Genomic DNA, 24,867 nt, shown 5'->3' with positions numbered 1-24,867 from the left:
ATATTCCCTAAATTTTAAAACACAGAGCAGGAGCCTTTAATAGTTAATTTTTAAGAATCGGAACGTTTGAACATGCTTCACCGAACATCAGGGATTTAACAATCGGCTGCAGCTGCTCTACCAACTCTATATAAGCATTTTCCGGGATTTCTTTATCCGAGCAGCCTTTTACAAGTACCCTTTTTCCCCTCATTTCGTCAAAGTCATAACTTTGAATTGCATGGTGCATGAGGATTACTTCAAGGTCTTCACGATTACCGAAAACAATTTTTTTAGTCGCCTCAGTAAGCTTTGCAGTAATTAAAAAATAAGCCCAGAGCGGGACAATGGCATCAGCGGAATTATAAATATAAATGTATGCATCCCTGTATTCATTAACATCAATGGCTGCTACTTTTTCACGAAAATCTTTTTCTTTTAAAATCATTTCCATAAAAAGAAAATCTTTAAGGTCAATCCCTTTTCTCATTCCTTTCGGAACCAGATCTGTAAGGTCAAAATTGATAAGACCGCTTTCTGCAACTTTATTCCTGATTTCAAATTCTTCTGACATTTTTATCATTATCTTTGAACAAATTTACAAATTAAGATCGTACGTCTCTTACTTTGCTTTCTATTCCTATGATAGAAGTTTCCCATAATTAAATAAGATGGGGAAAAAATTTAAGAGGTTCCTGATAACCTAAAAAACACATTAAGATTTCAGAAAAATGAAATATTATATCATTGCAGGAGAAGCTTCTGGAGATTTACACGGAAGTAATTTAATGAAAGCTTTAAAACAGAAAGATCAGGCTTCTGAATTCAGGTTCTGGGGCGGCGACCTGATGTCAGCACAAGGCGGAACCTTGGTAAAGCATTACCGGGATCTGGCTTTCATGGGATTTCTGGAGGTGGCTATGAACCTTCGGACCATTCTGAATAATATTAAATTCTGCAAGGAGGATATAAAAAATAACAGACCGGATGTCCTGGTTCTGGTCGACTATCCCGGATTTAATTTAAGGATTGCAAAATTCGCCAAAGCATTAGGAATTAAGGTGGTATATTACATTTCACCGCAGCTTTGGGCCTGGAAAGAAGGACGGGTTGAGATCATTAAAAAATATGTTGATGAAATGATGGTGATCCTTCCGTTTGAGGAAGATTTCTATAAAAAACATGGGGTGGATTCGCATTTTGTAGGACATCCTTTACTCGATGCGATCTCAACCCTTGAAGATATTAAAGTTCATGATTTTAAAGCGGATCATGGGTTGAATGAAAAAGAAATTATTGCCTTGTTGCCGGGTTCCAGAAAACAGGAAGTAGAAAAAATGCTGGAAATCATGCTTTCCGTGAGGCCTTATTTTAGAGACTACCAGTTTGTCATTGCCGGAGCGCCCAGTTTGCCCAAGGGTTTTTATGAAAAATATGTGGATGAACATGTTCATTTTGTCTCTAATAAAACATACGATCTGCTGAGGTGTTCAAAGGCTGCTTTGGTTACTTCCGGAACGGCCACTTTGGAAACAGCTTTGTTAAATGTACCTGAAGTAGTTTGTTACCGGGGAAGCAAAATTTCTTATGCGATTGCAAAGAGGCTGGTGAAGAATATAAAATATATTTCTTTAGTTAATTTGATTATGGATCGGGAAGTGGTTAAGGAACTTATTCAGGATGAACTTAATACAAATAACCTTGTGGAAGAATTGAAAATGATTCTTGAAACAGAAAGAAGGTTTGTTGTTCTTAAAGATTACGAACTGTTGCGGATGAAACTGGGTGGAAAAGGAGCGAGTGAAAATGCTGCTGATGTAATTTTGAAAGCTTAAAAATTTTAATCATTTATTCAAAATTGTATAAAATTATTCTGCTATTTTTCCTTGTTTCGGGAAATACAGCTCTGCTTTTAAAATTTTAAAATTTTGATTTGTGAATTTTTATCCGAATAAATATATTTGGATACCACAAATTTTGAAATTGAATAAACAGCCGCTTCTTATTCTGGTTATTTGTTTTATCCTCGGGATTTTCTTTCAGGATTATTTTTCTTTCGGTGAATATTCTGTTTTTCTCCTTATCGGGTTCTGCACGGTTGTTTTAATTGCGACTTTTTTGACACCATATGTATTCCATAAAGCAAAACCTTATGTATTGGGATGTATGTTTTTCGGAATAGGAATTATATTGCATTTTTTTAATGCTTCCTACTCTAAGAATATTTCTTTTTCTAAGAATGAAACTATTGTTTTCAGAATTTCCAAAAAACTCAATTCCAATGAAAAAAACAGAAAGTATGAGGCGGTGGCCCAAATAGGAGAAGAACATTTTAATACTATTTTATATGTTCCGAGGAATGAACGTCTTTTAGACTTTAATCATTATTACAAAACCCGGGCTTATGTATCAAGTCCAAAACCTCCGAAGTATGACTTTCAGTTTGATTATACAAAATATTTGAAACGTAAAAATATTTATTATCAATGCTATGTCAATGATGTCATCTTGTCTGCTGGCAGAAGTGATTTGAATTTGAATGAGAAATTTTCCCAGAAGAGGGCGGAGGTTCTTCAGGATATTGATAAAACAGAAATTTCTCCGGTATCAAGGGAATTTTTAAAAGGAATTATTTTGGCAGACCGTACCGATATAGATGCACAGACCGTCCAGGATTTCAACAGGTCGGGGCTGGTGCATTTTTTGGCCATCTCGGGGACGCATATTGTGGTGATTTTTGGGTTGTTTTATCTGGTATTGATGAAATTTTTGCCGTTAAAATTCAGAAAATATGCTATTGTTTCAAGTCTGGCTTTTATCTGGCTTTTTACCATATTCATCGGTTTTGGAAGTTCGGTTGTCCGTTCAAGCATTATGTTGACAGTGTACTTTATCTACGTTCTGCTTCAGCGGAAACCTGATTTGCTGCACTCGTTATCGCTTTCTGCCTTTATTATTTTAATTGCTGATACTCAGCAGATATTCGATGTAGGTTTTCAGTTAAGCTTTCTCGCTGTCCTTGGAATTTTTTGGCTGAACCAGCCGATACTGAATCATTTGCCTAAGCAGAACAATTGGTTTAAGAAAATACTGTTTAATACGATTTCTATTTCCGTTTCCGCACAGTTGGTAACGCTTCCTTTGGTTTTGTATTATTTTCATCAGTTTTCATTGATTTCCGTAGTTGCTAACTTTTTTATCGTTCCTTTTTCGGAGATTATTATCGTCATGTCATTTATCATGACGGCTTTAATAGCTTTTAAAATTGATTTTTATGTGATTAATGTAATCTATGATTATGCTATTCAGATATTGTTGAAAATTATTCATTGGTTTGCAGGTTTTGAAACTGTGTTTTTTGAGAATATTTCAATGAGCCTGTCTGAAGTGTTTTTTCTTTTTATCATTATTTACCTGACAAGGTTTGCTGTTTTAAAGTTCAATTTTAGAAATTCGGCAAGGCTGATGATGGCTCTATTTATATTTTTAATCTTAAGAGTAAGCTTAAACATTTACGAAAACCAAAAAACAGAAATTTTAGTCCATGAATTTTCTAAAAGTAACATCCTGTCATTGAAGAAAGGAGATAAAGCCTGTTTCTGGATAAAAGAAGATGTTGACCAAAACAAAGTGATCAGGTTTATAGTTAATCCCTATTGTTCCTCCAGAAGGCTGAATGATTTTGAAATCAGACATTTCCCCGGTACTGTGCGGGAGGTTATCTATAATGGTAAAACATACTCCATACGTTAAATGCTTACTTTTTATATTTCCTCTACTTAAACGGCTATATTCTTATTTAGAAAGATTACAAACTGGCTTTTTGTGAGATTTCTCACTTTTTGTTGTAGTTAACAATGCTTAATTTTGTGAAAAATCAAATTTAAACTTATATGGCAGGTTTAACAAGTTCTACAATAGGTAGAAAATATGCTATGGCATTATCAGCTCTGTTTTTGCTGATCTTTCTTATACTGCATTTGACGACCAATTTGTTATCAGTCCTGAATCGTGACGCATTTAACACCGCATCAGATTTTATGGGCTATAATCCTTTTGTGCAGTTCTTAATGCAGCCTGTTCTTGGTTTTGCAGTTATTTTCCATTTTATCATGGGATTTGTACTGGAAATAAAGAACAAAAGTGCGCGTCCGGTAAAATATGCTTCTAACAATCCATCAGACAATTCTTCATGGATGTCAAGGAATATGCTTATTTCGGGAGCGGTTGTGTTGGCTTTTCTGGTGCTTCACATTTATGATTTCTGGTTTCATGAAGTAAGCTATAAGTATATTGACGGGATTTCCCCGGATGCTGAACGTTTCTGGCCGGAACTTCATGAGAAGTTTGCAGATTTATGGAGAGTGGCTTTGTATGTAATTTCTTTTGTTTTATTAGGGCTGCATTTAGGTCATGGGTTTCAGTCTTCTTTCCAGTCTATCGGAGCGAGACACCCGAAATATACACCTGTAATCAAAGCATTGGGAAAATGGTATTCCATTCTTATTCCTGCAGGTTTCATTTTTATCGCAGTTTATCATTTTGTAACTCAATAATATCAATATAATAATATGAGTAAATTAGATTCTAAAATTCCAGCAGGTCCTTTAAAGGATAAATGGAAAAATCATAAAGATCATATGAACCTTGTTGCCCCAAACAACAGAGACAAGATTGATATTATTGTTGTGGGTACAGGATTGGCAGGCGGTTCTGCAGCGGCTACTCTGGCTGAGCAGGGATATAATGTGAAGGCATTCTGCTACCAGGATTCTCCTAGGAGAGCACACTCAATTGCTGCTCAGGGAGGTATTAATGCTGCTAAAAACTATCAGGGAGACGGTGACTCTACCTATAGATTGTTTTATGATACAATTAAAGGAGGTGACTATAGAGCAAGAGAGGCTAACGTATACAGGTTAGCTGAAGTTTCTGCCAATATTATCGACCAATGCGTTGCCCAGGGAGTTCCTTTCGGTAGAGAATACGGAGGTCAGCTGGATAACCGTTCATTCGGTGGGGTTCAGGTAAAAAGAACCTTCTATGCAAAAGGACAGACCGGACAGCAGCTATTGTTAGGTGCATATTCTGCAATGAGCCGTCAGATTGGTAAAGGAAGGATCAAAATGTACAACCGTCATGAAATGATGGATCTTGTTATTGTGGACGGAAAAGCAAGAGGAATTATCGCAAGAAACCTGGTAACAGGTGAAATTGAAAGACATTCGGCTCACGCAGTGGTGATTGCTTCTGGGGGTTACGGAAACGTATATTTCCTTTCTACCAATGCCATGGGATCAAATGTTTCTGCAGCTTGGAAAATCCACAAAAAAGGAGCATATTTCGCAAACCCTTGCTATGTGCAGATTCACCCGACTTGTATTCCGGTTCACGGAACACAGCAGTCTAAATTAACTTTGATGTCTGAATCATTAAGAAACTCAGGAAGAATCTGGGTTCCTAAGAAAATTGAAGATTCAGTAGCAATCAGAGAAGGAAAATTAAGACCTGAAAATATTAAAGAAGAAGACAGAGATTATTATTTAGAAAGAAGATACCCTGCATTCGGTAATCTTGTGCCTAGAGACGTTGCTTCGAGGGCAGCAAAGGAAAGATGCGATGCCGGATACGGAATTGAAAATAATGATACCCAGGAAGGGGTATATCTTGATTTCTCCACGGAAATTATGAAAAAAGGTAGAGAAGCTGCTATTGAGAAGCATATTCAGAATCCTACCGACCAGCAACTTTACGATCTTGGTAAAAGCTGGGTAGAAGAAAAGTATGGTAACTTATTCGTAATGTATGAGAAAATTACGGCTGATGACCCTTATAAAACACCAATGAAAATCTATCCTGCTGTTCACTATACGATGGGAGGCGTTTGGGTGGATTATAACCTTCAGTCTACTATTCCTGGATGTTTTGTGATCGGGGAAGCCAATTTCTCAGACCATGGAGCCAACAGATTGGGAGCCTCAGCTTTGATGCAGGGTCTGGCTGATGGATATTTCGTACTTCCTTACACCATTGCTGATTACCTTTCCGCAGATATCAGAACAGGAACCGTTCCTACCAATTCTGCGTCATTTGACGAAGCTGAGAAAGGAATTAAAGAGAAAGTTGATTTCTTCTTAAATAATAAAGGAACCCATTCAGTAGATCATTTCCATAAGCAGCTGGGACACATTATGTGGAACAAAGTAGGGATGGGAAGAACGCCTGAAGGCTTAAAAGAAGCTATCAGAGAAATTGAAGAGGTTAGAAATGATTTCTGGAAGAATGTAAAAGTTCCGGGTGATAATGACGGAATGAATACGGAGCTTGAAAAAGCATTCCGGGTAGCTGATTTCCTTGAATTAGGACAATTGATGGCTATTGATGCGCTGCACAGAAATGAATCTTGCGGAGGGCATTTCCGTGAAGATCATTCTACTCCGGACGGAGAAGCCGAAAGAGATGATGTAAACTTCAAATACGTTGGGATTTGGGAATATCAGGGGAACGACATTAATGCAGAAGTGTTGCATAAAGAAGACCTGATCTATGACAACATCGAGGTGAAAACGAGAAGTTACAAATAATCTCCAATCTTTAAATATACAATTATGAGTGCAAAAAAAGGCTTACATCTTACGCTGAAAATTTGGAGACAAAAAAATAATAAATCTAAAGGTCAGTTTGAGACTTATAAAATATCGGATGTATCAACAGATTCTTCATTTTTAGAAATGTTGGACATTCTTAATGAAAATCTTATTAACGAAGGAAAAGAACCGATCGCTTTCGACCATGACTGTCGTGAAGGGATCTGCGGGATGTGTTCGCTGTACATTAATGGTAGAGCCCACGGTCCGGATACAGGTATCACGACCTGCCAGCTTCACATGAGAATGTTCAAAGATGGTGAAACCATCGTTATCGAACCTTGGAGAAGTGCTGCGTTTCCGGTAATCAAAGATTTGATCGTGGACAGAAGTGCGTTTGACAGAATTATGGCTGCAGGTGGATTCATCTCAGTAAATACTTCTGGAAATACACTGGATGCCAATGCAATTCCGGTTCCTAAAGAAGATGCAGACAAAGCAATGGACGCAGCAGCATGTATCAGCTGTGGTGCCTGTGTGGCATCATGTAAAAACGGATCTGCCATGCTTTTCGTAGGGGCTAAAGTTTCACAATTTGCTCTTTTACCTCAGGGTAGGGTAGAAGCAAAACGAAGAGTATTGAATATGGTAACGGCAATGGACGAAGAAGGTTTCGGAAACTGTTCAAATACCGGTGCCTGTGAAGTGGAATGTCCGAAAGGAATTTCCCTTGAAAATATTGCCAGAATGAACCGTGAATATATTGTGGCTTTGGCTGACAGAGGATAAAATTGAAATAATATAACTAAAAAAATCGTCTCCTTACCGGATGGCGATTTTTTTAGTTAAATCTTTCATAAAAATAGTATTTAATTGGATTAAGTTTATTGAAAAACTTATTTTTGCGTAATTATAAAATTAGAAATGAAAAAATATCTTTTATTGTTTATCATCGCTGTTTTCGCGATGTCTTGCTCTAAAAAAGTTGAAGTAAAAGGAAAAATCACAGGAGGTTCTCCATTAGAGAGAATCGAATTTATTGAGGCTTCAGGCGTAGCCACTTTACCATTAATCAATATCGGTGTAAACAAGGACGGAACTTTCGCGGGAAGCTTTGAGGCTCCTAAAAGCGGAATGTATGTAATGTCTTATGGCGGAAAACAGAATTTAATTTATTTAAAAGGAGGACAGAAACTTGAAATTTCAGGGAACGGAATGACTTTCCCTTCTGAATATGTCATCACGGGTGATGCTAAAAATAACAATGATTTCTTCACGGCTACTCAGAAATATCTTTCCAATTATGCCCAAACTGTTAATATGAATGAGCTTCTGATGAAAGATGAAAAAACATTCTTAAAAGGAATAGAAAAAGTTCAGGCTGATGTTAATAAAAATATCGAAGAAAATGTTAAAAAATTCAATCCTGATAATGAAATCGTAACATGGAAGAAAAATGACCTTGCCAGCACTTTGCTTACTATCATGAATCAATATGACATGAGCCATAAGCAAATGGGCAACCCGTCTTTCAAAGTAACGAAAGCTTTTACCGATTTTGAAAATAAACTTCAGGAAAACAAAGAGGTGATGGTAAAAGAGAACCCTTATTACAGACAGTATCTTTTGGCTAAAATGAGCCCGGACTTCCAGAAATATGCTCAGGCAAACAGTGTTGGGAAAAAAGATATTACCACTTCGGAATTATTTTCAGAATATTTAAAAAAGAATCAGAAAGACCTTTCACAGACTGCTAAGGATTATTTATTGGCTTTTGTAATGGCTCAATCCGATATCCACCCTGGTACTCCTGAAAAAACGGCTGAAAAAATTAAAAAGATCATCGATACGGATATTAAAGATGCAACCATTAAAGAAGATTTGAAGAAAATTCAGTTTGCCATCAACGGCTTTAAAATCGGGGAGCAGGCTCCGGAAGCTGCATTGGTAAAGGCAGACGGAAAATCTTACAATCTTTCTGAAAATAAAGGCAAACCTTACATGCTTGCTTTCTACGCTTCCTGGAACCCTTATATCGGGGAAGCTACTATTCCGGTATTGAAAGAAGTCGTGAATTTCTACAAATCTAAAATGAACTTCGTTTTTATTAACGTTGACGATACTAAGGATCAGTTTGTAAAAACAAGTAACTCTTTGTTAAAAGGAATACCGGGAACTAATGTATATGGCGACGGAGGATTGAACTCTGATATTGCTAAAAAATACGGAGTTTACGGATTTAAATTACCTTGTTTCATTATTGTAGATAAAGACGGTAAAATTGCCAGCAAACCGTTCTTTAATTTAGGCGATCCTGAACTGGTAACCGTTTTGGATAAACAGACAGGGCTATCCGCTCCGAAAGTGAATCCTGGGGTTCAGTTGCAGCAGCAAGGTCAGGGTATGCAAATCGATCCTGCAGCTCAGGCGGCACAACAGGCAAACCCTCAGCCGGCACAGACAAAATAATTTAAATTGAATACATATAAAAACCTTGTCTCCGGATAAGGTTTTTTTTATTGTATTTTTGCAGGATGAAACAAAGCTGTTTCAGCAAATAAATAAATTACTCATGAGACGGGACAGTTCCATGGGACAAACAGAAGATTACGGATGAAAAAGAAAAAGAATCTTATTCTTGAAAATATAAAGCTTTTAAATGCCGGCGCGAAAGGGGTTGCGATAGGCAGGACAGAAGAAGGAAAGACAGTAATGGTTTCCGGAGCAATTCCCGGAGATATTGTAAATGTAAGGGTGAAAAAAGCAAAATCGAAATACTATGAAGGTGAGGCTGTGGATTTGCTTGAAAAGTCACCGTACAGAGTAGATCCCAAATGTATTCACTTTGGCGTATGCGGCGGCTGCAAATGGCAGAATATGAGTTATGAAAAACAGCTTGATTTCAAGCAGGAGGAAGTGTACAACAACATTAAAAGAATCGGTGGTATTGATCATTTTGAAACCGTTCCTATCCTTGGATCTGAAGAACAGTATTTTTACAGAAACAAAATGGAATTTTCTTTTTCCAATGCGCGTTGGCTGACCCAGTATGAAATTAGTTCCGAAGAGAATTTCGGCAACAGGGATGCGCTTGGCTTCCATATTCCCGGAATGTGGAGCAAAATTCTTGATCTTAAAGAATGCTTTCTTCAGGAAGAGCCTTCAAATACCATACGCCTGGCAGTAAAAGAATATGCTGTAAAACACGGTCTGGAATTTTTTGATGTCAGGAATCACGAAGGTTTTTTAAGAACTTTAATGATGAGGCAAAACTCAAAAGGAGAATGGATGGTTCTTTTCCAGCTGTACAAAGAAGAAAAAGAAAACCGGGAAAAGCTTTTTGAGTTTCTATTGGAAACCTTCCCTCAGATTAAGACGCTGGTCTATGCCATCAATCCTAAACCGAATGATTCCATCTACGATCTGGATATCAATGTGTATTTCGGGGAAGGTTATTTAATGGAAGAGATGGACGGACTGAAATTTAAGATCGGACCGAAGTCTTTCTTTCAGACCAACTATAAGCAGGCTTTGGAATTATACAGAAAAACACTTGAATTTGCTGATCTGCAAGGAGAGGAAGTGGTGTATGACTTATATACGGGTACCGGAACCATTGCCCAGTATGTGGCCAGAAATGCAAAACAGGTGATTGGAATTGAATCTGTGCAGGAAGCCATTGATGCGGCAATTGAACATGCAGAACTTAACGGCCTTACCAATACAACGTTCTATTGCGGGGATATGAAAGATATTTTCAATGATGAATTCCTTGCCAGTCATCCCAAAGCAGATGTTCTGATTACCGATCCGCCGAGAGACGGGATGCATCAGAAAGTGGTAGAACAGATTCTGAAACTTGCTCCTGAAAAAGTGGTGTATGTAAGCTGTAATTCAGCAACGCAGGCACGGGATCTTGCTTTGATGAAAGAACATTATGATGTGGTGAAAATTTTGCCGGTGGATATGTTCCCGCAAACACATCATGTGGAAAATATTGCTTTACTGATTAAGAAATAATTTTATTTATATTTGAATACGATCAGATCCTATTATGAAATATTTTAAATTTCTTATCACCGTCTGTTTTTTTAATCTCCTTTTTTCATGCGGAGGAGATGATGATATCTGTGAAAGCGGAGAAGGAACCCCGAGAATGAAAGTGTCATTCAGAAACTTTGAAAGTGGGAAAGAAAGTACTTTAGACTCACTTTATGTTGCAGTTGATTACGGATCGGGAAAAGTACAATTGGGGGGACAGGCAAAGATAACCTCAAGGGTAATCCCTTTAAGAGTGGATGATGCTCCCTATACCGATATCTATTTTAGAATTGCCAATAAAGGAGCCGAATCTAAGGTAAGAGTAAATTACACAACAAAATCTATTTATGTTTCCCCGGGATGCGGAATAAAAAAAACGTATGAAAATGTGAATTCAGTTTTAACTCCATCAACAGCAGTCCCGGTAAAAGGTATAGAAGAAGGACAAAATTTTATAGAAAATGAAGAAAAAACAAATCTTTACCTTCTTTTTTAGTGTATTATTCGTGCTGAGCTTCGCTCAGGATAATAAGCAGGAAACTAAGAAAGAAAAATGGAAATATGAACCTAATTTTATGGTAGGCGGAGATATTCTCAACGCAGGGGTTTCTTTTTTTTCAGACCGGAAATTATACCAGGGTTTTATATCATCAAAAATAAAGGATAATATTCATGGCATCATAGAAGCCGGTTTTGAGTCTAATGTATATCAGAAAAACAGCTATGATGCAAAAGTGAGCGGCCCTTTCCTGAAGCTGGGCGCATTTTATATGCTGGCAAAAGATCCTGAAAATGAATTCAACGGATTTTACGGAGGCGGAAAAATAGGGGGCTCATTTTACAGGCAGGAATACAGGGCGGTGCCGGTCCGTGGATATGGAGGAAGCAGTTCCTCTGTAGGATTCCCTTCATCCAGCCAGTCTTCTTATTGGTTGGAAGGTACCCTCGGAGGAAGGGTACAGTTGTTTGAGTCTGATTTTTTTATTGATTTAAATCTACAGCCCAGATATCTGCTATTTACGACAAAACAGGATGAAATCCAACCGATGATCGTACCCGGTTTCGGAAAAAGCTCTTCCAAATTCAATATGGGATTTGCTTGGAATATTGCGTATAAATTCTAAAAATAAATAATATTGTTGTAAAACTTATTTATAATATAAAGCTCCGGTTTATGCCGGAGTTTTTGTTTTTTTAAGATTAATGTTATTTTAACAGTATTGTAGTGAAAAAATACTATGATTTTTGATGATATGATGTTTAAAAATGGTTACATTTGGCAAAAATTATAATTAAATTAATTTATGAAAAGATTACTTACTACTTTAATGTTTTCTTTGGTAGGGGGGGCTGTGTTCGGGCAATGGACACCGACTTCCTTTAAAAAAGATGATGTTAAGAAAAGAAGTGCGGAATTTGATGTCAGCAAATCCAATGTAAGAAGTAACGGGTACTATAAACTAGACCTGAACTTACTGAGATCTCAATTGAGTAATGCGCAGGAAATGGGAGCAAATGCAAAACCGGTAATTATTTCTTTACCTACCCTTACTGGGAAAATAGAGAAATTCTCCGTATATAGCTTTCCTGTTGTAGTTAAAGAACTGGCAGATCAATATCAGCTAGGTTCTTATGTAGGAGTAGGGATAGATGATCCTACTAAGTATTTAAGATTTTCCTTAGCTCCAAATGATTTCCAATCGATGATTGTTGGAAATGAAGGGTATGAATTTATTGAGCCTCAGCTTAATAATAAAACCATTTACGAGGTACATCCTAAAACAAAAAAGGCACAAGATACCAACCCTTTTTTATGTGGGACAAACGAAACTGCTAATCAGAAGAAACAGATTGCTGGATTGCTGAAAAACGGCAGTTCTTTTACTAATCAACCTGGCAATTTTTCTAAATCCTCTGACAAGAAATATAGAACGATGAGACTGGCTATGTCTGTTACAGCAGAATATACTCAATTTCATGGAGGAACAGTAGCGGGTGCTTTAGCTGCGATTAATGCCACAATGACCAGAGTAAACGGAGTATTTGAAAAAGATTTTGCTCTACACTTAAATCTTCAGAATTATCCTGGAATTATTTATTTAGATGCAGCAACGGATCCTTACTCTCCTGCTTCTAGTGGTGGAAGCCCAGATTGGAACTTGCAGCTTCAGGAAACACTTACGACCGAAGTTGGTAATGCTAATTACGATATTGGACATTTATTTGGTGCTACCGGAGGAGGCGGTAATGCTGGATGTATAGGTTGCGTATGTACAGATCCGACGACTGCGGAACCAGAAGGTAAAGGTTCAGGCTTTACTTCTCCAGCAGATGGTATTCCTCAAGGTGATAATTTTGATATCGATTATGTTGCGCACGAAATGGGGCATCAATTAGGGGGTAATCATACCTTTTCTCATGCATTGGAAGGTGCGGGAGTAAATGTTGAGCCGGGATCTGGAAGTACAATTATGGGATATGCTGGAATCACAGGTACTACTACCGATGTACAGGCTCATTCAAATGCCTATTTTCACAAGGTAAGTATAGGGCAGGTATTAGAGACTTTACAAAGTACAACTTGTGACGTAGAAACGTCTATAACGAATGACCCTCCAGTAATTGCTGCTCTGCCTACATACAGTATTCCTAAAGGAACAGCATTCGTTTTGACGGCTTCTGCTACCGATGCACAAAATGATCCAATGACCTATTCGTGGGAAGAAATAGATAATGCAAGTACAATTATTAAAAAAAATAATTTAGGAACAACTTCTACCGGCGCATCATTCCGTTCTGTTGTGCCATCTACTAATCCTACAAGATATTTTCCTAAATTTTCTTCTGTATTAAATGGGACATTGAATAATGTAGGAAATGCTTGGGAATCAGTCTCTATGGTTCCGAGAACGACTAACTTTGCCGTAACGGTACGAGATAACAATGCAAATGCACTTCAACAGCAAACTCAATTTGCTACGCAAACTATTGTTGTGGGAGATAACGGCCCATTTAAGGTTACTACTACCGTAGCGGAAGCAAATGGCTCTCCAACACCTATTTCATGGGCTGTTGCCAATACTACGGCATCGCCTTATAACGTAGCTAATGTAAGGATTGATTATACTACAGATAATGGTACTACTTGGTTTGTGCTTTCTGCTTCTACACCCAATGATGGTTCTGAAAGCTTTACATTCCCGATTTCATTGAATGGAAGTACTATTAAAGTGAGAGTTTCTTCTATCGGAAATGTATTTTATACTATAGGAAGTGTAGCGCTTACTACTTTGTCACCTTGTAGCAGTACTGCACCATCTGGTCTTACAGCAATTTCTTCACTCGGAGGTGCTTCAATCTATTGGATCCCTTATTCAGGAACAACCACAAGCTATATTGTGCGCTATAAGAAAACTTCTGACATTACTTGGACAGAAGTTACAACATCAGGATCTGCAATCAATATTAACGGCTTAACAGCAGGGTTATATGAAGTGCAGGTAGCTGCAGTATGTTCGGGTACTACAGGATCGTATTCTGCATCAGTAAACTTTACAGTGACTACTTTTTCTACAGTTACCTATTGTGATTCTTCTACTGTGTATACTACAGACGAATATATCTCTAATGTATCATTGGCAAATGTTAATAATCCTTCTACCGCTTCTACCTATACAAATTATACTGCTAACCCTGCATTGCAGATTAATTTGGTAAAAGGAACTTCTCCTTATACTTTAACTGTAAGTGTAGGAGGTGAAGCTTCTTATGATGCGGCTTCTGTATGGATAGATTGGAATAGAAACGGAACATTTGAAGATTCTGAAAAAGTATTGAACGCTGAGGTATCTTCTGCTGTTTTAACGCAATATACTTCATCAGTTACAGTACCATCTACAGCAGTAGAAAATCAGCCATTGAGAATGAGGGTAGTGTATATATATGCAGGTGCTGGAAATAATGGCGCATCTCTTCCTTCTGCTTTCGCTTGTGGTACAAATTTCTACTATGGTGAGACTGAAGATTATAGCGTAATGGTAAGTGGAACATTAGGTACTAATGATGTAGCCGGTCCTAAAAATGATATTCAGATTTATCCGAACCCGGTATCAGATATCTTAAATATCACTAAAGTTTCTGATAAAGCTTCATTCAAAATTTACAGTGCAGCTGGTCAGTTAGTAAAACAGGGCAATATTAATAAGGGACAGATCAATGTTTCTGAATTAATTAAAGGAGCCTATGTTATTACCGTTAATGAAAAAGGAAAAGAATCATTTAATTCCAAGTTCATCAAAAAATAATATTACTTATTCATTTTGAATAATAAAATAATCCTCAGATTTTTCTGGGGATTATTTGTTTTTATGTTAATATACTGCTGAAAATGATTTTTTTAGTTAATTGTGATTAGAATATAATATGAATACCTTAAATTAAGTATATTTGGCTTTAAATTTAATTGAAAAGCTATGAAGAAATTTTTTACTTCTTTCTTTTCTCTTTTTATGCTGGGTGCTGCAACTGCACAATGGTCGCCGACTGTATTTAAAGGAGAGAAAGTGAGAAAAGAGGTTGATGTTAGGGCCTATTATTCATTGGATATTTCTGTTTTAAGATCTCAGCTGGCAACTGCTCAGGAAACCGGCCCGAATGCTAAAGCAGTGGAAATTTCTTTACCGACAATGGGTGGTAAAGTAGAAAAGTTTGCAGTATACAGTTTCCCTGTTATGGCAAAAGATCTTGCTGATCAATATCAATTAGGTTCATATGTTGGGGTGGGGATTGATGATCCGTCTAAATATTTAAGGTTTTCACTTGCTCCTAATGATTTTCAGTCCATGATTATTAAAGGAGGGGAATATGAATTTATCGAACCTGCAAATTCTGATAAAACGGTTTATGGAGTACATCCCAAATCTAAAAAGAATGAAAATGGTTTCTTATGTTCTACAGGGGAGGATCCAACAGCTGTAAAACAAGTAGATTTATTATTAAAAAATGGTCAGTCTATTGCTAACCAACCAACAAACTTTGCCAAGAATTCTGATAAAAAGTACAGGACATTAAGGCTGGTAATGTCTACAACAGGTGAATATACTCAGTTTTTTGGAGGCGTTGCGGGTGCTTTAACCCAAATTAATGCTACAATAACGAGAGTGAACGGCGTATTTGAGAAGGATTTTGCAGTACACTTAAACTTATTAAGCTATCCTGCATTGGTGTATCCTAATCCGGCTACTGACCCGTATGCAGCTGTTACAAATGCTTCCCAACCACCTGCTTCCTGGAATACGTCTCTTCGTGATATACTGGCTACGGAGGTAGGACAGGCTAATTATGATATCGGTCATTTATTCGGTGCTTCTGGAGGAGGAGGAAATGCAGGCTGTATAGGCTGCGTTTGTATGAGTCCTGTTGGAACCGGTTATGACTCGGTGGTAGGATATGGTAAAGGTTCAGGGATTACTTCCCCGGCCACAGGGTCTACACTTCCGACAGCTGCAAACCCACCTTCCGGAGATAATTTTGATATTGATTATGTTGCTCACGAAATGGGCCACCAATTAGGTGCAAATCACACCTTCTCACATACAATGCAGGGAGCGCCTGTTCAGATGGAGCCGGGATCAGGTTCTACGATTATGGGATATGCCGGTATTACGGGGCCTACAACTGACGTACAGCCTCATTCAGATCCGTATTTTCACGTAGGAAGTATACAGCAGATACAAACCAATTTAATCTCAAAAACTTGTGATGTTGAAACTGTAATTGCAAATAACCCTCCTGTAATTGCGGCTTTGCCAACATATAACATTCCAAAGGGAACGGCTTTTGTGCTAACTGCCAATGTAACAGATGCAGAAAATGACCCTATGACTTATACTTGGGAGGAAGTTGATAATACGAATGTCGTTATTAATAAAACAAACTTAGGAAATACAAGTACAGGTGCATCCTTTAGATCGGTAGCTCCTAGTACAGTCCCAACTCGTTATTTCCCTAAATTAGAGTCTGTATTAAACGGAGTCTTAGATAATAGTGGGAATACTTGGGAAGCTGTTTCTAAAGTTGCAAGAACAACCAACTTTGCTATTACTGCAAGAGATAATAACCCTGTTGCTAATCAGCAGCAAACAAATTATGAAATTCAAACAATTGTTGTAGGAAACGACGGGCCGTTTAGGGTGACTACTCAATATGCTAATGTTAACACACCAACACCCATTGAATGGGCTGTAGCCAATACAACCGCTGCTCCTTATAATGTTGCCAATGTTAAAATAGACTATACAACCAATAACGGAACTACCTGGACTACATTAGTCGCTTCTACTCCTAATGACGGGAGTGAAAACTTTACTTTCCCTTCCACGTTGGATGGGCAGGCTATCAAATTAAGAGTATCTTCTATCAATAATGTATTCTATGCAATTGGTAAAATTAATGTAGCAACATATGCTCCGTGTGACGGATCGGCTGTAGCAGGGGTTACTACAAGCGGGATTACATATAATGGGGTAACTGTAAACTGGACTCCGGTTTCAAATGCTACGTATATTATTCGTTATAGAAAAGTGGGAGAAACAACCTGGCAACAGACCACTTCAAGTACACCTACCGTAACACTGACGGCATTGGCAGATTCGACGAACTATGAATTACAGGTAGCTGCAGTTTGTTCAGGAACTCCTGGTGCTTATTCTGCTGTTACAACATTTACAACTCCTGCTATTACCTATTGTACTGCAGGCAGCAGCAGCGGACAGTATAACTATATTTCTAACTTAACCTTAGGAGCTGTAAACAATACAACACTTGGTACAGCGTATTCAAACTTTACTGCAAATCCTTCACTGCGGCCTACCCTGTTGCTTAACAGCTCAAATAATACAATCAGTGTTTCTATTACGACAACACTTGCTGCTGCGGCAATGAATGGAATGGCAGTTTGGATTGACTTTAATAAGAACGGAACTTTTGATGCAAACGAAAGAGTTCTTAATATGCCTACAAATGCTTTACCGTTAGGAGCAACTGTTAAAACGGGAACATTTGCTGTTCCGGCAACAGCTTTAACGAATACTCCATTAAGAATGAGAGTTGTTACTGTTTTAATGACACCAGAATCTGCAGGAAGTTCTATTCCGGATTCATTTGCATGTGGAGCTTTTCCGAACGGAGAAGTTGAAGATTACAGTGTGATTGTAAATGCTCAATTAGCCACAGATGATATAGCAGGACCTAAAAATGATATCCAGATTTATCCGAATCCGGTATCAGACATTTTAAATGTGACTAAAGTTTCTGATAAATCTTCTTATAAAATTTACAGCGCAGCTGGTCAGTTAGTGAGACAAGGAAATATCAGTAACGGACAAATTAATGTTTCTGAGCTTATTAAAGGTACATATGTTATTACTATTGAAGAAAAAGGAAAAGAATCATTCAATTCCAAATTTATCAAGAAATAATTAATAGATTTTAATACTATAAAATCCCCGGGTTATCCCCGGGGATTTTTGTTTTAATATGAGCCTGATATTAGGAGAAAGATAAATTATATTACATTATCAGAGAAACTAAAAATGTTTGCTTGGTGAACTTTCATTTATCAATATGTGTTTTTTTTATTTCATATATAAGGTCTGAATTATTGTGGAATTTCTATAAAAAAAATTAGTTATATCTTATAAATTAATAATAAAAAATGATTAGATTTGTTTAATTAATATATTGAGAAAGTTATGAAGAAAAATTTTACTTCTTTCTTTTTCCTCTTTTTGTTTGCGATAACCAGTGCACAATGGAGTCCGACGACATTCAGAGGAGAAAAATCCAGAGTAGGTTCTGATATTAAGAACTATTATTCTCTAGACATTTCTTTACTAAAGTCTCAATTGGCAAAAGCACAGGAAACGGGCAGAAATGCAAAGCCCGTCACCATTTCTTTGCCAACTTTAGGAGGAAAAATTGAAAAATTTGCCGTTTACAGCTTCCCTGTGGTCGTAAAAGAACTGGCAGATCAGTATCAATTAGGCTCATATGTAGGGGTTGGGATAGATGATCCCGGCAAGTACCTGAGATTCAGTCTTGCTTCTGATGATTTTCAGTCGATGATCATCAAGGAAGGTCAGTATGAATTCATAGAGCCGGCTGACAAGTCTAAAACAGTGTATGGTGTGCATCCAAAAACTGATAAAAGCAATGAAGGCTTCCTTTGTTCCATGAACGAAGACCGGCTGTCTAAACAAGAAATAGAAAAGCTGTATACAACCGGCAAAGCTTTTTCTAACCAGACAACCAACTTTGCGAAATCTTCTGACAAAAAGTACAGAACGATGCGGCTAGCCATGTCTGTAACAGGAGAATATACCCAGTTTTTTGGGGGAACTGTAGCCAATGCGTTAGTGGCAATCAATGCGAGTTTGACCCGGGTAAACGGGGTGTTTGAAAAAGACTTCGCTCTGCATTTGAATTTACAGAATTTTCCAGGGGTTATTTATACCAATCCTGCTACCGATCCTTACTCACCAGCTGCAGCCGGAGCAGGAGGAGCATGGAACGAAGAGTTACAGCAAACGCTTACAGCTAATGTAGGCAATGATAATTATGATATTGGCCATCTATTTGGTGCTTCAGGTGGGGGTGGTAACGCAGGCTGTATAGGCTGTGTTTGTATAAATCCTACTACCTCGGTACCGAAAGGGAAAGGTTCAGGATATACTTCCCCGGCAGACGGTATTCCACAGGGGGATAATTTTGATATCGATTACGTTGCGCATGAAATCGGCCATCAATTGGGAGCTAACCATACGTTCTCTCATGGATTGGAGGGTGCGGGAGTTAATGTCGAGCCGGGTTCCGGTTCTACAATTATGGGATATGCAGGGATTACGGGCCCGAATACGGATGTTCAGCCACACTCAGATCCTTACTTCCATGCAGTAAGTATTACCCAGGTTCAGAATAACCTTAACAGTAAGACGTGTGATGTAGAAACTACTATCACGAACAATCCGCCTGTAATTACAGCATTACCTACGTACAATATTCCAAAAGGGACAGCATTTGTATTAACAGCTTCTGCAACAGATGCTGAAAATGACCCGATGACGTATACCTGGGAAGAAGTAGATAATGCGTCTACTACAATCAATAAAAATAATTTAGGGACTACTGCTACAGGTGCATCTTTCAGGTCATTTAATCCAACCACCAGCCCTACGAGATATTTTCCTAAATTATCTTCAGTATTGGCAGGAGTTTTAAATAACTCGAATAATGGATGGGAATCTGTTTCTACAGTTGCCAGAACCACGAATTTCAGAGTTACGGTGCGTGACAATAATCCGGTAGCGACCCAGCAGCAGACCCAGTTTGCCAATCAGCAGATCATTGTAGGCAATAACGGTCCTTTCAAAGTGACGACCACTACTGCTTATAACAATGGTCCTACCAATATTACATGGGATGTTGTAAATACAACAGCTGCTCCTTATAATGTTGCCAATGTAAAAATCGATTATACAACTGATAACGGAGTAACTTGGACTGTAGTTTCTGCTTCCACGGCTAATGACGGTAATGAATCTATAAACTTAACAGGTCTTACTCTGGGAGGCACTGTTAAAATTAGAGTAAGCTCCATAGGAAATGTATTTTATGCTATAGGAAGTTCTACAATCGCTTCATTAGCCAGTTGTACAGGAGCCGCTCCGACAGGTATTGCCGTTTCAGCGATAACCCAGACGACTGCAACCGTTTCATGGGCAGCTACAGCAAACTCAACGTATGTAGTGCAGTACCGCCCGTTAGGAAGTACAACGTGGACCACCGTACCTTCTACAGGAAATTCTGTGAATCTTACAGGTTTAAGTGACGGGATTCAGTATGAAGTTCAGGTTTCTACGGTTTGTACAGGTGTTCAGGGGCCTTTCTCTGCATCAGTAAACTTTACCACTTTAGGACTTAATTACTGTACCATGACATCCAGTAATTTCGGGTCAGAATATATTTCCAATGTTACGGTGACGCCGGTAGGAGCTGCAGTAATGAACAATAACTCGGTAGGATCTACGTATACGGATTATACAACGGTACCAAGTGCCTTGGTGAATCTTGTTATAGGATCTGTAGGAAATACGGTTTCTGTATCCAAGTTCTATCCTGGAGGCTTTAGCTATAGTGAAGCTGTAGGAGTTTGGATTGACTTTAACAGAAACGGAATTTTTGAAGCCAACGAGCGGGTAATGAATTCTCCTGCAAGTACAACAACTCCTGTTACTGCTACATTTAATGTTCCGGCAACTGCTTACAGCGGCCCGGCAACAACAAGAATGAGAGTGGCTATGAGATATTTTGATTCTCCTGTAATGTGTCAGAGTTTTGGAGATGGGGAAGTAGAAGATTATGCCGTGAAACTAATCCAGCCTATCCCTTGTACAAGCAATGCTCCTCTGAACCTTGCTGTAACCAATATTACTGCAACTTCAGCTTACGTCATGTGGGATCCGGCAGTGGGTGCTACCTATGTATTGCAGTACAGACCTCTTGGTTCAACAACATGGACTACAGTTCCTTTAACCACAAGTGCATATACCATTAATGGTTTAACGGAACAGACACAATACGAGGTTCAGGTAGCCTATATATGTTCAGGTACAACAGGAACATATACAGCGCCGATGCCTTTCACAACACCTGCAGTTACATATTGTAACATCACCTCAAGTAGTAATACGGATGGTTATATATCCAATGTGACCGTTACTCCTACGAACTCTTATGTGATGAGCAATAACTCAGGAGCGAATACGTATACAAATTATTCTGCTGATCCTGCGAAACTGATTACATTGGTTCGTACGTCAACAAATAACAGCATTTCTGTTTCTAAGTCATGGTTGACAACTTCGATGTCTTCATTAGCAGTCGGAGCCTGGATTGATTTTAACAGGAATGGTATCTTTGAAACAAATGAAAGAGTAATCAACACTACAACAAGTACTACGACACCGATTACGGCAACATTTACAGTTCCTGCCACTTCCTATAATGGCCCGCAAACGCTTAGAATGAGGGTGATCTTTTCTACAAACACGATCACGGACCCTTGTGCTACGGTAGCTGACGGAGAAATTGAGGATTATGCAGTAAAGATTATTGATCTTTCACCTTGTACTACAGCTCCGCCATCTCCGGTGGTTGTTACCAACGTAACGGCTTCTACCGCTTTGGTTTCATGGATCAGTGCAACAGGAGCTACTTATACATTAAGATACAGAACAGGAACGGGAGCATGGACGACTATTGCAGCAGCAACCAATCCTTATACTATTATTAACCTTAATGGCTCAACAACCTATGAAGTACAGGTAGCGACAATTTGTGGCGGTACTACGGGAGCATGGTCTGGTTCTGTTAACTTTACCACGCCTGCAATTTCATATTGTAGCTCAGGTACGGCAACTGTTAGTGATGCATATATTAACAATATTACGGTATCAGGTACTAATACGCCGGCAATGTCCAATAACTCCGGACCTAGTACATATACGGATTATTCTACTGATGTTACGAAAATCATCACTTTAGCCCGTAGCTCTACAAATAATGTACTTTCCGTAGGAAGAACCATAACTTCTGGAACTTATTCCACTTATGCGTGGATCGATTTCAACGGAGACGGGCTATTCAACAATAACCCGACTACTGTTCCTGGTGGTGAGAGAATCATGAACCTGGGATATTCTTCTACGACACCGGTTACTGCTAACTTCTCTGTTCCGGCAGGAGCGTATGCAGGAACCAATAAAGCGAAGATGCGTGTTATTGTATATTACTTAACGCCAACTGATGCATGTTCAACTTTGACAAGTAACGGGGAAGTTGAAGACTATCAGGTTAAATTCGTAGATATCCAGCCATGTACTACAGCAGCACCGATAGGTATTGTTATGACGAATATAGGTGCTACTACAGCTACGGCTTCTTGGATATCATCTACCGGGGCTACGTATCTGGTAAGATGGAGAACAACCAACCCGGTTGGACCATGGATTGTATCTCCTACTCCTATCACGGGCAACAGCTATAATATTACAGGTCTTACGGAACAGACCGCATATGAAGTACAGGTAGCAACCATTTGTGGTGGAACGCAAGGACCTTGGTCTACGTCTGTACCATTTACTACAACCCCAATTACTTATTGTAATATGACGGGTACCGGAACTACAGATTTCATTTCCAATGTGACGATGACTTCAGTGAATCCGGGTATCCCTCCAATGAGTAATACATCCGTTCAGACAAATTATATCAGCTATACCGCTCCGGCTACACTGGTTAATTTAGAAATTGGTTCTACAGGGAATAAGATTTCCGTAGCTAAAGGATGGTCCGGATCTACACAGAGTGATGCAGTATCTGCCTGGATCGACTTTAATAGAAATGGTGTATTTGAAGCTTCTGAACAGATTATGAGTTCAGCAGCGAGTACGACTACTCCTGTAACGGCATTATTTAATGTGCCTGCAACAGCGTACAGCGGAGCATTAACAACTACAATGAGAGTTGTTCTGAAACGTTCAAGTTCACCGGTAATGTGTCAGAATGCAGTAAATGGAGAAGTTGAAGACTATGCAGTTAAATTAAGACCTTGTTCTACAACTGTACCTAATAATTTAGCATTTAACACAATCACACATACTTCAGCCAATGTTACCTGGACAGTACCTACAGGCAGTCTTACATTTATTGTAAGATACAGAGTCTTTGGAACAGGTACATGGACCGAAGTAGTGGCTTCTACATTAACAGGAAACCCGCCGTTAAATTTATCAGGATTAACTCCTGCGACCCAATATGAAGTACAGATCGCTTCAAGCTGCGGAACATCTCCGGGAACATTTACCCCTATAAAGACTTTTACTACGAGATGTGATCCTACCCCTCCGAATGTAACAATCGGTACGGTAACGGCAAATTCGGCAGTAATCAATTGGGCTCCTGTAGCAGCAAGTTCTACTTATCAGATCAGATATAGAATTGTAGGAAGCGGACCAACAGGATGGGCAACCGTGAATGTTACTACTCCGCCTCTCAATACATATACGATTACAGGTTTACTTCCATATACTACATATGAAGTACAGGTGGCTAATATTTGTAATGGGGAAACAACGGTGAATCCTTGGTCAAATCCTAAAGTATTTACTACAGACAGAACCTGCGAACTGCCTCCTCCGGGATTAACGATTACAGGCCTTACTCCGACGACTGCGGTTGTAGTGTGGGATCCTTTCCCTGGAGCAACCTATATTTTAAGATATAGAAAAATAGGCATTCCAAGCTGGACAACAGTTGCTGTGACTACTAACACAGTTACATTAACCGGCTTGACTGAACTTACACAGTATGAAATGCAGGTGGCAAATGTATGTAGCGGTACGCCGGGTAATTATACACTGCCGTATTTCTTTACAACGCCTACTATTATTTACTGTCAGATGCATTCTACAACGAGTACGGAGTACATTTCAAAAGTGACTGTTACACCAAATGGTAAACCGAAGATGGAAAATGCTTCTAATGCTTCTACGTACACAGACTTTACAGGTGTTACCAACAAGTTTATTGAATTGGTACAGGGTTCTACAGGAAACCAGATTACCATTGATAAGAAGCTTACAGGAAATACCAAGGCTGGTGTAGCGGTTTGGATCGATTTCAACAGAAACGGTTATTTTGATATCAACGAAAGAATCTTAGCTGCTGATCCGAGTGCTGATGATACAGCCAGCGGAACATTTACAGTGCCTTCAGATGCATTTATCAGCTTGACAGACTATAAATACGTAGTTATGAGAGTAGCGATGTCAAAAGATGCCATCCCGGTAAACTGTACTAACTTTGCTAATGGTGAGGTGGAAGATTATACTGTTAGAATTTCTAAACTTCCTGTTCCTAACCCGATTAATCAGACGGATATATTAATTTATCCTAACCCGGTTAAAACAATGTTATATGTGAAAAATATCAGCAAAAAAGCTAATTATAAAATCTATAGTGCTGCAGGACAGTTGGTATCCAGCGGAATTATCTTAAATAACAGTATTGATGTACGTAACCTGATTAATGGAGTCTATGTGATAGACATCCAGGATGGAAACGAGATCTCTGCTCAGAAGAAATTTATCAAAGAATAAATTACATTTAATTATTAATCCTTATAGGCTCTCGGAAACGGGAG

13 protein-coding genes are annotated in these 24,867 nt (G+C 38.5%); 12 read left to right on the top strand and 1 reads right to left on the bottom strand.

Annotated features, from left to right (window positions below):
• Window positions 1-43: 43 nt before the first annotated feature.
• Window positions 44-553, bottom strand: coding sequence for a DUF2480 family protein (locus MKJ01_RS07210; RefSeq protein WP_241613121.1), 510 nt, complete (start codon window positions 551-553; stop codon window positions 44-46).
• Window positions 554-710: 157 nt separating this feature from the next.
• Between MKJ01_RS07210 and lpxB the strand changes: the two genes are divergently transcribed.
• From lpxB to MKJ01_RS07150, 12 genes are all read left to right on the top strand, one after another.
• Window positions 711-1,814, top strand: coding sequence for a lipid-A-disaccharide synthase (lpxB, locus tag MKJ01_RS07205; RefSeq protein WP_241613122.1), 1,104 nt, complete (start codon window positions 711-713; stop codon window positions 1,812-1,814).
• Window positions 1,815-1,956: 142 nt separating this feature from the next.
• Window positions 1,957-3,732, top strand: a complete 1,776-nt coding sequence (locus MKJ01_RS07200) for a ComEC/Rec2 family competence protein (RefSeq protein ID WP_241613123.1) — start codon at window positions 1,957-1,959, stop codon at window positions 3,730-3,732.
• Window positions 3,733-3,872: 140 nt separating this feature from the next.
• Window positions 3,873-4,535 (top strand): succinate dehydrogenase cytochrome b subunit, encoded by a 663-nt coding sequence (locus MKJ01_RS07195; protein WP_241613125.1) that lies wholly within the window; start codon window positions 3,873-3,875, stop codon window positions 4,533-4,535.
• A 15-nt stretch (window positions 4,536-4,550) separates the two neighbouring features.
• Window positions 4,551-6,563, top strand: coding sequence for a fumarate reductase/succinate dehydrogenase flavoprotein subunit (locus MKJ01_RS07190; RefSeq protein WP_241613126.1), 2,013 nt, complete (start codon window positions 4,551-4,553; stop codon window positions 6,561-6,563).
• 24 nt (window positions 6,564-6,587) lie between these two features.
• Window positions 6,588-7,355 carry a succinate dehydrogenase/fumarate reductase iron-sulfur subunit gene (locus tag MKJ01_RS07185; protein WP_241613128.1) on the top strand — a complete coding sequence of 256 codons (768 nt, stop codon included), beginning with the start codon at window positions 6,588-6,590 and terminating at the stop codon, window positions 7,353-7,355.
• A 135-nt stretch (window positions 7,356-7,490) separates the two neighbouring features.
• Complete coding sequence (locus MKJ01_RS07180) at window positions 7,491-9,035, top strand: TlpA disulfide reductase family protein (protein ID WP_241613130.1); 1,545 nt, start codon at window positions 7,491-7,493, stop codon at window positions 9,033-9,035.
• A 144-nt stretch (window positions 9,036-9,179) separates the two neighbouring features.
• Window positions 9,180-10,586, top strand: a complete 1,407-nt coding sequence (rlmD, locus tag MKJ01_RS07175; RefSeq protein ID WP_241613132.1) for a 23S rRNA (uracil(1939)-C(5))-methyltransferase RlmD — start codon at window positions 9,180-9,182, stop codon at window positions 10,584-10,586.
• Window positions 10,587-10,620: 34 nt separating this feature from the next.
• Window positions 10,621-11,103, top strand: a complete 483-nt coding sequence (locus MKJ01_RS07170; protein ID WP_241613134.1) for a hypothetical protein — start codon at window positions 10,621-10,623, stop codon at window positions 11,101-11,103.
• A complete protein-coding gene (locus tag MKJ01_RS07165; RefSeq protein WP_241613136.1) occupies window positions 11,069-11,731 on the top strand; it encodes a DUF6048 family protein in 663 nt (220 codons plus the stop codon). The genes MKJ01_RS07170 and MKJ01_RS07165 overlap by 35 nt, the downstream gene beginning before the upstream one ends.
• Before the next feature lie 180 nt (window positions 11,732-11,911).
• Window positions 11,912-14,911, top strand: coding sequence for a reprolysin-like metallopeptidase (locus MKJ01_RS07160; protein ID WP_241613139.1), 3,000 nt, complete (start codon window positions 11,912-11,914; stop codon window positions 14,909-14,911).
• 168 nt (window positions 14,912-15,079) lie between these two features.
• The gene (locus MKJ01_RS07155) at window positions 15,080-18,085 is read left to right on the top strand and encodes a reprolysin-like metallopeptidase (RefSeq protein ID WP_241613141.1); all 3,006 of its coding nucleotides are present in this window, start codon (window positions 15,080-15,082) and stop codon (window positions 18,083-18,085) included.
• 273 nt (window positions 18,086-18,358) lie between these two features.
• On the top strand, window positions 18,359-24,823 hold the full coding sequence (locus tag MKJ01_RS07150; RefSeq protein WP_241613143.1) for a GEVED domain-containing protein: 6,465 nt from the start codon (window positions 18,359-18,361) through the stop codon (window positions 24,821-24,823).
• Window positions 24,824-24,867 lie beyond the last annotated feature (44 nt).

It is taken from the genome of Chryseobacterium sp. SSA4.19 (assembly GCF_022601875.1).
Classification (GTDB): domain Bacteria; phylum Bacteroidota; class Bacteroidia; order Flavobacteriales; family Weeksellaceae; genus Chryseobacterium.
This window is presented reverse-complemented; position numbering and strand designations above follow the sequence as displayed.